Here is a 10,365-nt window from a genome sequence, read left to right on the forward strand (position 1 = left end):
ATATAGCGTTTCTCAGACTCATGAGGTACAGTAGCAGCAGTGAGTAAACCAGTTACGAATGTCTTGTTGAGTAACTTGAGCCATAGCATCAACAATGCCATCAATTAAATCTTTATAAGTTCTTGCTTTAAGTTTTCTCAAGATAGCTTTAACCTTTGACCAGAAATTTTCAATTGGCGAAAATTCAGGAGAATAGGGAGATAAATAAATAAGTTTGGCTCCTTTTTGTGCGATGGCTTCTTTGACCATTTCTCCCAGATGAATTCGGGCATTATCAAGAACGACACAGGCATTCTCCCAAAGTTCTGGAACTAACTTTTTAACAATAAAAGCTTCAAATGTTGTGCCATCTACCGAGCCGTAAATATTACTAGAAGCCAAGACTTTTTCAATAGATAATGCACTGATTATCGAGATATTTTTTCCCCGCTTTTGAGGTTTTTCCCCTCTAGCTCTTTTTCCCTTTAATGCTCTAGCATAGAGTCTGAGCATAGCTAAATTAACCCCTGATTCATCAATAAAGATTAAATCTTCAACTTTAATATCTCGAATTTGTTTCCAAAACTCTACTCTTTTTAGCTGTACTTCTTCACTTTCTTTCTCAGCTGCATGAAGAGTTTTTTTTTGACTGTATAATCCAAATCATGACTAATTCTTCCCATTGTTGCTGTACTAACTCTAATCTTCGTTTTCTGTTCTAGTAATTCACATAGTTCTGATAAAGTGGCATCATTATTATCTTCAATGATTTCTATTAAGGTAACTAAATCCTCACCCTGGACTTTGGGAGGTACATTTCCTCCTTGGGGTTTTGGTTTAATGTCTCCTGTCTGTTGATATTGTTTTAATAGTTTTTGAATGAAGCTTTTAGATACATAGAAACGTTTGGCTAGTTCCCTAATTGAGACTTTTTCTTGTTCATATACACTTATAATCTTCTGTCTGAAATCAATTGATAATGGTTGCATTAACCCTCCTTACTCACTCTTATTTTTCCTGGGTTTATTGTACGTAATATTTTTTGATTCCGCTCACAGAAGTTCTTTTCTTGGGCTACAGTGTCGCTCTCTATCGCCATGATCGCCCTGAAGTTCTGCGATCGCCCTGAAGTTCTGCGATCGCCCTGAAGTTCTGCGATCGCCCTGAAGTTTTGCGATCGCCTTGAGGTTTTGCGATCGCCTTGAAGTTTCGTGGTCTGACTCCGCGATGCCTCTTGCCCCCCCTAGGTGTACCTCATGAGTCCGAGAAACGCTATAAGTTCAATTATTATCCCTAACTTGATGAGCCAAAAATATTAAGAAATGATTAAGAATATTTGGCGATCGCCTATTCAGCATGTAATAAAACGAAATAGTAATGAGTATGGATGAAGTTTAAATCTGTTGATTAACCCTGATTATTTTGCTGTCTTTCGTCAAGAAAGGATTGATAATTGCATTGGATGATAGTGGTATTGGGATCAGACTCTCCTGAGACTCTTAGAGAAATACTTATCGCTTGAATATAAAGAGCCTCAGCTTCATCATCTCTGCCTAAAACTTCGTAGAGAGAAGCCAAGTTGTTCATACTACTTGCCACATCAGGATGTTCTTCTCCAAACAATTCTTGGCTCATCTCCAAACTTTGTCGATAATACTGTTCGGCTAACTCATAGTTTTGCTGTTGATCATAAATGCCTCCTAAACGATTTAAGGTATTAGCAACGATAGAATGTGGTACACCGAATACCTGTTTTTCGAGTTGTAATGCTTTGAGGTATTTCTCTTCTAAATTATTCGACATGAGTGTTATTTTTACTTTAAAAGTTCTCAGAAAAGTTGAAGGAATAACTATTAAGATAATACCATTGGGATAAAGCTTAGTCCATAATCCCTCTTTCTCGTTAGTGTAGATGGTTGAGGAGATTAGTCAGCACTAGCGATGGGGGGAGATTGGCGATCGCTTAATTATCAGCTATTAGGGAGCTTAACTTTTGAAAAGAAGGACTTGTTATGATGGTAAGGCTTCTGATTTATAATTAACTGCCCCCATGATTTCCTTTAATCCTTTATTTGTGCTAGTTACTTCGCCTTTAATTGTTGGAGAATTTCCTAGTTTAATTGATTTGATTTTTTACTCCTTAATAAATATGAAACAAATATGGTTATTTTAAAAGAAGAAAAAAATGCTCAACTTTTTGCACAATGGCTTCAGTCAGAAACCGAAACCAATCTACAATTTATTGATGGAGGAGATTTAGGCAGACCAATTACTGCATATTGGTAAAACATGGGCATTGTGTTGTTATTTGTATGTAATTCCTGAAGAAAGAGCTAAAGGATATGGAACAAATATGGTAAAACAAGCCTGTAATCAGGCAATTAATGATGGAGCAAATTTAGTATCATTAATTGTAGCTAAAGATAATTATAGAGCGAGAAAATTTTACCAAAATGTGGGTTTTATTGAGACTCAGACAAAGATTATCAAATCTGGTAAGGAATTTCTTGTTAGTGAATATCTGAACTCTTAAACGGATATAAATTATTTATCAAAAGACTCTAGAGTTAGGCTATAAGGTAATACAGTCTCCTGAAATCACTTTGTATGGACAAAAACGGATGTTAATTGTAGCTCCAGAGGGAACAGTTTGTGATATTTCCTCTCCTAGCTGACCATAACCGTTTCCGTTGCCAAAAGTTTGACTCATGAGCTTATGATTTAATTCTACTTTCAAAAAAGATTAAGAAAAGGGGATGTATTTATCCCCCAATAAGTTACTTAGAAATCATCGTCATCCTCGGTTGTATTCTCAGAATAACCATGAGAATCATCTTGGAATTTCGTAGGAAAATCTTGGTACTCATCCCACAGAGATAGAATCAGTTGTCCCGTCTCAGAGGACTTAGGCAACATGAGAGATTCAATGGCTGTACCCACCAATTTAACGGAGCGATCGCCTCGTCGTTCTACCACCTTCTCCGTCCCCACCTGCTCCACAGCAGGAGCCAAGCGCACAGCAGGGCAAACAAACGGTGCTTTGCCGTCGCCCTTATGAACCCCAAGCTGAATATCAAGTACAGTTAAGGCATGAGCCTTGTCGCTTAAAGCTTTTTGAGGCTGTCCCCGAAGCTTGAAGAACACCCGTTCTATTTCCCCTCGAAAAACTTTGATTTCTTCACCAAGACTTCCCCCTGTTCCTGCTCCGAGTCCCAACCGTAGGGGTACTCGATGAAGAGGTTCATTGTTATTATCAAGGAATAAAATCAAGTATCGTGTCCGTAACCGATAATTTTCCCTTTCCTTGTTAGCTAAAGCCCCATATCTTGTTAATTTGCCCTTTTTATAAGCTTCTCCAAGATATTGCCACCCGTTCCCAGTCTTTTCTTGGACTTCGATGTTAGAGCGGTGGATTAAGGATAAGCGGATATGTTGTGTAAGAAAACCGTCAACTTCCCGTTGATTAGGTTTATCTTGGTCAAAGACAAGGCTAGTCGGAGTAAAATGGTCGGGGACATTGAAACCGACTAACTCAGCTTGGTCAGTGGGAAGAAATATGCCCCAGGGTACATTATACTGCTTTATCTCAGACAGAGACAGGTTTTTGGGGTTGGTCACTTGGCAATATGGGATGGACTCGGATACAGTCACATCTTCGTCGAATTCTTTGAGAAAGTCGGTGGTAGTCATGGTTTAATCGTCGTTATTCTTTGCTTGTTGTGGCTTGGGGTTGATGTTGATAAGATAAGGAGGATTAGGAGGGATTAACCCCCCTTACGGACTAAAATTCAGCGTCACTACCATAACAACGGTTAAAGTCGAGAACGTAGAAGCCCTGAAATTGGTTTTTACATTTTTCAAAAGCTTTCATGACGGCTTTTCGGGTAATTTCAGGGACAACTAGGCTGATGACTCGTTCTTCTTTGGAATAGGTATGGCCATCATCAGGATCAATGTCTAATTCATGGCTACACAAGGTAACTTGAACCTCGATAGGGTTTTGTTCTTGGTGTTGTTTAATGGCCAGTTCACAGTCATTCGTGCGAGGGTGATAAGTCTTAGCCATTTTGCTAAAAGCATTACACCATCCTCTGTTACGGGTTCCCTCCCAGTTCAAAAACATTGGGCAATCAATGCACATGGGGCATGGATGCAAATCCTGGGTAGGGTCGAAGTCTTTGGTTTGAAGCATATAATAAAAGTAATGATTGTTTGTTGGGGGAAAGTAGCAAGGCTATTTATCCCCTCTTTTTGTAGATTAGGTAGTAATCAAGTCTTATCTACTCTTTTAGTATAGCGTACAAGGCTATTTAATTAAACTTATAGGCTATTGTATTTTCTTTTAGATAAACTATAAAGCTATATAAATAGCTTATAAAAATAGACTTTTAGCTTAAAAAGCTATATTTTGAAATTAGTAGTTTTTTAGGTGATACTAATGGTTGCTGTCTTATATAAGTTAAGTGTGGGTAAGGTTCGTTGGAAATTGAGAACGGTGATGGCTGATCGTAAAATCACCAATAAAGCTCTGGCCCAAGAACTGGATATGAATCCAGTTAGTATTTCAAAGCTTAAGAGCAACGACGATTTGCCAGAAATTGGTGGAGACGCTTTGGCAAAAATTTGTGAAGCAATTACCAAACTAAGTGGGCGTAACTGTGATTTGGAGGAGTTGATTGAATATGTTTCTGAAGAATGACCTTAACGCTTTTCGTCTTCTTCTGAGGTGATAACTCTGAATTTTCGCTCTCAGAGTGTTCAATCTATAGTTGTAAGTTTCCCAAAGCCGACTAATTCCCCTATTCTTTCTAATCTAATGCTTGTTTGCAATAGGAATCTAAGATATAGTTGAGATATTCCTAAACACAGGATTATTGATACAAAGTGGATGTTTCTCAAGTTGAGAAACCCTTAAAAACCACGAAACGCCGATCTATCATTGGGGAATGTGGTTCGACGTTTCAATCTAAGGGCTTCTCTCTGTGAAATCTCTGTTAACCCAATAAGGAGGTAACGATGAGATAAGAAAGAAATATAAATTTTTTGGCAATGTTAATGGCCGTAATGACTCCATCATAGAGTAAATTTGCGGTATAGGCAAGCTTTGTCTAAAAAATAATTCTCATTACCAAAAAATAGAGAATTAGAGCGTAAATTGCGACTCTGGTTATATTAAGTTTCTTATCTTAAGCTGACACCTCCTTATGCGCTGTTAAACCACGTTAGGGAGAAAATTATGCACCCGAATTTTGCCCATCCCGATGATCAAGGGGACAAAGCATCTAATGAGCATTCACCAATAACTATGCTTATGACAAGAAGCATAGAGTCAAGTGGGTATTTAATTAAGTCGAAATAGGAAAGACTGGTGATGCTCTGTCCATCATGACTGCGACTGAATAAGCGGACAGCACAAACACTGGTGGTGCGAACATACACCAGCTTCACATAATATCTATCTTTATCTTAGTTGTCCGAGCTTAGTTCTTCCAAACAAGTCATAATTTCAGAGCATCTCCAGCACATTACAAAAACTGGAGTCCAAAATGAATAACATCAAAGAACAACACCGTCACGAATGGGTAATCGGTTCCGGAGTCGACGCTGAAATAGTCGGTTTAAACGTGAGATCACTAATCGGCCCCGATACCTACGATTTGCTACTCTACAGTGACAATGTTCCCCGTCGTAATGATGGTCGAATCAACAACCGAACCTTGAAAGCCAACGCCCACCTAGAATCTGGGGGATATGCTGTGAATGCCATCAACCCAGAAACGGGGGAAGACTTGTTGTGGGGACAGTTAAAACCCAACCAACCGAAAGTAACTCCTGATGGAAAAACCCGAAAATACGAAGTCCCACCCTTTGAACCGGTAGAAGCCATTTGTCTCAAAGTCTCCCGACGTATCGGATTGAAAGTCGCCAAAAAGTCAGGTCTTCTCAAGGAATACCGAGAAAGAATCCGTGAGCAATGGATAATGACCGAAGGCATCACGTACAAGGAATTCTTGCGCCAAAAGGACAAGTTATTCTGGAAATGGGTGAAGGAGAATGTTGAGATAGCGATCGCAGTGGTAGAAGGAACCAAAAAAGCAGGAGCATTACTATCTCAAGGAATAGCAGCAATTAGTATCCCAGGAATATGGAACGGTTCACCCAAAGACTCAGAGGGAAACCCCAAGTTATTACCGCAGCTTCAATACTTAGCCACACCAGGACGAGAAATAGTCATCGTCTTTGACCAGGACGAGAAATTGAAAACCCAGGCCAATGTCATAGCAGCCAGAGAAAGATTAGCGTCGTGTTTCCGAGAAGCTTGTTGTAAAGTTTTATTTATGTCGTGGGAAACCGAGGAGAAAGGAATAGATGATGCAATTGTTGCTAATGGACGAGAATGGTTCACAGAAGTATGGGAAAACAGATCCTCAGAACAGGCCTCAATCAAAGTAAGCAAACTAGAGCATAACTTACCGAAGTGGAGTGAAGAAGGATTAACCCTTTATTTTGAAGAGTTCTATAAAGATAGGTTAATCTTTGAAGATAAAACAGGAGAATGGCATTTATATAGTGCAGAGAAAGAGGGAATATGGGGGCAAATAAGTAAAATACAACTAGAAAGGAGAATCATATTAGAACTAAGGGAATTAAAACAGAAATTTGAGGAGATCAATGGTCAAATAGCATTAGCCATAAAGAGTGTAAAAGAAAGTGATCGAAGTAAGGATGAGAAAAGAGAGATTATTGAGCAGTTAAAGGCACAAAGGCCAACGTATCGAGAAATTACGATCAACTTTGTCGAAAAACTAGGGAAAAAGCTATCGAGAATATTATTAGTCAAAGAAATGGCTTGTAATGCCCATAAAGGATTAATACCCTTCAAGAATGGGGTACTCCATATTGAAACTAGAGATTTATGTCCCCATAGTCCAAGCAATTACTTTACTTGGTGTCTTCCCTATGACTACAACCCCCTAGCCACAGGGGAACCCATCAAGCAGTGGTTACTGGAAATGATGCAGGGGGACGAGTCTCTCGTAGAATTAATCAGGGCATATTTACATGGAGTTGTCACCGGACGGGCGGACTGGCAGAAATTTTTAGAACTGATAGGGCCAGGGGGAACAGGGAAAAGTACCCTGATCAGATTAGCGATCGCCCTAGTAGGATTCTCGAACTGCCATGTAACCACCTTGAAACGGCTAGAAACCTCGAAGTTTGAAACAGCGAACATCAAGGATAAACGGTTAGTCTTAGTCACTGATGCAGAAAGGTACACAGGAGACGTAACCACCCTCAAAGCCTTAACAGGAGAGGATAGCCTACCCTACGAGAAGAAAATGCAGCAAGCAACGGGGGGATTTAAACCCGATTGTTTGGTAATCATTGCCGGAAACGAGCATATAAAAACTGCTGATTACACCAGTGGCTTGCAACGCCGTCGGATAACCGTGGGGATGAAACATAAAATCTCAGAAGAAGAGCAACGGAATCTGATTAAGCACGATAATCAGGGGAATATATCAGGGGAATTTGTGCCGTATATACCAGGGTTTCTGAACTGGGTACTAGAGATGGACTCTATTGAGGCTTCTGAGTGCATCAAAAATGCCCATAGAAGGTGCGTTAAGCTAACCTTAGAGAGGATAGAGTCAATGGTAGAAAACAACCCCATAGCAGGGTGGTTAAACGAGAATATCATTTATGACCCTGAGACTTACACTCATGTAGGAAAGGCAATTAAATCCACAGAGAATGAGGAGGTGTATGTAAGAGCATCGAAGTGGCTGTATCCGAACTATTGTGCATTCTGTGAAGGCATCAAAGTAAATCCTATTAGCCTTAACCGATTCAGTACCCTGTTGTTAGACCTTTGTAACCACCAACTGAACTTAAGTGATGTGGTAAAAGACCGGAACCGGAACGGGGTCTTTATCCAAGGGTTGAAAATTCGGGATCATTTAGATGATGAGGCCCCATTCATCGAAGGGTTATGGGTGAAGCGATTAACCTTGAGTGAAACCCAAAAATCGACAGACGTGACCCCAGAGGTGATGGCTGTTAAGCCGTATGTAATCCTCGAAACCCAGTCAGGAGAAGATTGTGATGGCTGTGTAGGCACTTTAAAGGATTTTACGAAAAATGGTTTTAATGTGGATCAACCCTTAAATACATACGGGGAAAGTATCAAAGATAATGGGACCAAGAATGTAGTTGTGGACAAACCGCCAAAAAGGTCGTCACAGCCATCACAGTCCTCTCCCGTAAGGATTACAGAGACAGAAACCTGCCATGACGAACCATCACAATACAAGATCATTGAGAGGGGGGAATTAATGAAACGGATTGATGGAGAAATGGAGACGCTAGGATGGACTACTAGCACCGGCAAAGAATACTTAGTGTCGACCTATGGTGTGAGTTCTAGAAAACGCCTAAGTGATTCACAGTTGCTAGAGTTCTACAACAATCTCAAAGCAGCTTCATCTCAACCCCAAGGGCAAACCCCTAATTATGAAGTAGGCCAGTTCTTACAAGGGTTAATCCCTCATCCCGTGACCGGAACGATGAAACTGGTGGGGAAGGTAATCGAAGTGAATGGCGATCGCCAATTAGAGGATAAGCAGGGTGTGACGTATCCCTTATCGGTAATAGAACAGGTTAAAGTATTGAGTTGGTCTGAGTACAATGGATGAAGATAAGGGTAAAAAGCCCCTATTTTGGGGCAAAGTATCCTATTAGTCACTGTTTACTCATCTAGGCTAACAAATACCTGTGATTGATGTCGCTCTCGGTTTAGCCGATGGCTACTAAAACAAATAAAAAGAAAACGCACGGAACTAAAGAATTTCTTAGATCAGATGCGTAGTATTGGTATGGAGATTTTTAGAAGATGAAGCAAATATTAAGAAATCAAATCAGGATAAGTCTTCTTGACTTGTCTTAGAGTCAGAGCGATCATTTCTTCTCGATTACCATAGCTCCAAATTTCACTGGCTTCTTCTTTAGTTATAGCTCTAGCTACATTATTAGTAATCAAAGCTATTTCATTGTCGGCTAAACCATCTATTACAGATAACAAGTAGTTATCTTTTTTATCTTGTAACTCTTGATAAGGAATAAAGTCTATTTTTTTATTTTCCAGAGCAAAAATTCCTTTCCCTATCACAGATTCTAAGGCATCCGACAAGTCTTTTAGAGAGACTTTATTAGGAATTTTCCCAAAATTAGGGTCTAATTTTTTTCTTCTTTTAGCTTCACCCATTTTTGCCTTTCCATTATTTTGATAATAAGGGTGTATTTCCCAAATCATTCACTACATTTTAGCTAAATTATGATCAAGATTAGGGATTGCAGTATTAACTGATTAGAGTTTATGGGAGTTGACACATATAACACCCCTATTGTAAGGTTAAGTTGTAACTGACAAAAGGGGTATTGTAGGAATATGGGCTTACATTGGTTAAAAGAATGGGGCAAAGGGAAACCACCCTCTAAGTGGGTAATAGAGATTATTGATGACACCCTCACCCGTTTAGAAGGAATGACAAAAGAAGACTCAGAAGAGATCGCCGTCTTAAACGAAGAACTAACCCAAAAGTTCTTAAAGAAAGTAAAACCCACTAGCGTCAAGAATTACTACACTTACTTACATAAAGCCGTCAGAATCCACTTTAAAGACAAATTAACCAGCCAAAACAGTATATATCACCCAACGAAAGGAATATCCGAACATTTTGCTTGTACCCTAATAGACACCCCCGATGACATCAAAGCTATGAACTTAGGGTTACAAAGGGAAGCCTTAGATTGGAAACAACATAATGTAGCCACCCTAGAAGATCCCGAACTAATAGTTAACAGAGGCAGAGAACTATTAGAGAGTACGATCGCCTCCTATGAAAAGACAGGATTTGCCAGTTATGCCGATATAGGAGCAGCCTTAGTCTTATTAGTAGGATTAAGACCCCAAGAAATCCTCAGAGATGCAGTATTAACAGACTCATCAGCTTATACAATCATATTAACCCAAGGACAAGCAAAAACTAGGGGAAAACAAAGGTCTTATGAAATGCCCACCTTAATAGAAGCCGATACTGTCCTCAAAGGTTATCATATTCTCAGAAATACCTTTAAAGCAGATAAATTAAACGACTTAGAACTAGAAACCTACAAAAATAACCTTAGATTTCAAGTAGAAGTAAATTTTAGGGAAATTGTACCCAGTTTATCCAGATTAAACGGGGAAAAAACAGTTAATCCCCAAAGGTTAAGGGCGGTTTATGATGCGATCGCCGTATTTTATTATTGTCCTCCACAAGTCAAAGATTTCGTCTTCATCAAAGCCATCAATGGCCATGAACCCACACCAGGGAAAGCAGATGC

General features: G+C 39.5%; 11 protein-coding genes. 5 read left to right on the forward strand and 6 right to left on the reverse strand.

Translation table 11 applies throughout. The annotated features are described in order from the left end of the window. Positions 1-18 precede the first annotated feature (18 nt). Positions 19-968, reverse strand: a protein-coding gene (locus QNJ66_RS24750) for an IS630 family transposase (RefSeq protein WP_300511322.1) whose coding sequence is annotated in 2 segments (ribosomal slippage) — positions 19-629 and positions 629-968 — 951 coding nt in all. Because the reading frame shifts where the segments join, the coding sequence is not laid out codon by codon here. Between the two features lie 418 nt (positions 969-1,386). Then, a complete protein-coding gene (locus tag QNJ66_RS24755; protein ID WP_300511324.1) occupies positions 1,387-1,782 on the reverse strand; it encodes a tetratricopeptide repeat protein in 396 nt (131 codons plus the stop codon). 357 nt (positions 1,783-2,139) lie between these two features. On the opposite strand from QNJ66_RS24755, the gene QNJ66_RS24760 reads away from it, so the two are divergent. Both QNJ66_RS24760 and QNJ66_RS24765 read left to right on the forward strand, forming a co-directional pair. Further along, on the forward strand, positions 2,140-2,265 hold the full coding sequence (locus QNJ66_RS24760) for a hypothetical protein (protein ID WP_300511325.1): 126 nt from the start codon (positions 2,140-2,142) through the stop codon (positions 2,263-2,265). 10 nt (positions 2,266-2,275) lie between these two features. After that, positions 2,276-2,512, forward strand: coding sequence for a GNAT family N-acetyltransferase (locus QNJ66_RS24765; protein ID WP_300511326.1), 237 nt, complete (start codon positions 2,276-2,278; stop codon positions 2,510-2,512). A 39-nt stretch (positions 2,513-2,551) separates the two neighbouring features. Here the strand turns inward: QNJ66_RS24765 and QNJ66_RS24770 are convergent, their stop codons facing one another. From QNJ66_RS24770 to QNJ66_RS24780, 3 genes are all read right to left on the reverse strand, one after another. After that, positions 2,552-2,689, reverse strand: a complete 138-nt coding sequence (locus tag QNJ66_RS24770) for a hypothetical protein (RefSeq protein WP_300511327.1) — start codon at positions 2,687-2,689, stop codon at positions 2,552-2,554. Between the two features lie 71 nt (positions 2,690-2,760). Next, positions 2,761-3,669, reverse strand: coding sequence for a DUF5895 domain-containing protein (locus tag QNJ66_RS24775; protein WP_300511328.1), 909 nt, complete (start codon positions 3,667-3,669; stop codon positions 2,761-2,763). A 91-nt stretch (positions 3,670-3,760) separates the two neighbouring features. After that, entirely contained in the window at positions 3,761-4,102 is a 342-nt protein-coding gene (locus tag QNJ66_RS24780; RefSeq protein WP_300511329.1) for a hypothetical protein, read from the reverse strand. 315 nt (positions 4,103-4,417) lie between these two features. Between QNJ66_RS24780 and QNJ66_RS24785 the strand changes: the two genes are divergently transcribed. After that, positions 4,418-4,678 carry a helix-turn-helix transcriptional regulator gene (locus tag QNJ66_RS24785; RefSeq protein ID WP_300511330.1) on the forward strand — a complete coding sequence of 87 codons (261 nt, stop codon included), beginning with the start codon at positions 4,418-4,420 and terminating at the stop codon, positions 4,676-4,678. A gap of 847 nt (positions 4,679-5,525) precedes the next feature. Further along, the gene (locus tag QNJ66_RS24790; RefSeq protein ID WP_300511331.1) at positions 5,526-8,675 is read left to right on the forward strand and encodes a phage/plasmid primase, P4 family; all 3,150 of its coding nucleotides are present in this window, start codon (positions 5,526-5,528) and stop codon (positions 8,673-8,675) included. Between the two features lie 209 nt (positions 8,676-8,884). Here QNJ66_RS24790 and QNJ66_RS24795 read toward each other — a convergent pair whose 3' ends face one another. Further along, entirely contained in the window at positions 8,885-9,292 is a 408-nt protein-coding gene (locus QNJ66_RS24795; protein WP_300511332.1) for a hypothetical protein, read from the reverse strand. A 135-nt stretch (positions 9,293-9,427) separates the two neighbouring features. On the opposite strand from QNJ66_RS24795, the gene QNJ66_RS24800 reads away from it, so the two are divergent. Then, positions 9,428-10,365: protelomerase family protein (locus QNJ66_RS24800; RefSeq protein ID WP_300511334.1), on the forward strand; the 938-nt coding region annotated here is incomplete at its 3' end.

It is taken from the genome of Crocosphaera sp. (genome assembly GCF_030064895.1).
In the GTDB taxonomy this organism is placed as follows: Bacteria; Cyanobacteriota; Cyanobacteriia; order Cyanobacteriales; family Microcystaceae; genus Crocosphaera.

Bases quoted from the DNA above. Each gene is read 5' to 3' on its own strand.
- QNJ66_RS24755 (WP_300511324.1), bottom strand. From the start codon at position 1,782: ATGTCGAATAATTTAGAAGAGAAATACCTCAAAGCATTACAACTCGAA.
- QNJ66_RS24760 (WP_300511325.1), top strand. From the start codon at position 2,140: ATGGTTATTTTAAAAGAAGAAAAAAATGCTCAACTTTTTGCACAATGG.
- QNJ66_RS24770 (WP_300511327.1), bottom strand. From the start codon at position 2,689: ATGAGTCAAACTTTTGGCAACGGAAACGGTTATGGTCAGCTAGGAGAG.
- QNJ66_RS24775 (WP_300511328.1), bottom strand. From the start codon at position 3,669: ATGACTACCACCGACTTTCTCAAAGAATTCGACGAAGATGTGACTGTA.
- QNJ66_RS24780 (WP_300511329.1), bottom strand. From the start codon at position 4,102: ATGTTTTTGAACTGGGAGGGAACCCGTAACAGAGGATGGTGTAATGCT.
- QNJ66_RS24785 (WP_300511330.1), top strand. From the start codon at position 4,418: ATGGTTGCTGTCTTATATAAGTTAAGTGTGGGTAAGGTTCGTTGGAAA.
- QNJ66_RS24790 (WP_300511331.1), top strand. From the start codon at position 5,526: ATGAATAACATCAAAGAACAACACCGTCACGAATGGGTAATCGGTTCC.
- QNJ66_RS24795 (WP_300511332.1), bottom strand. From the start codon at position 9,292: ATGATTTGGGAAATACACCCTTATTATCAAAATAATGGAAAGGCAAAA.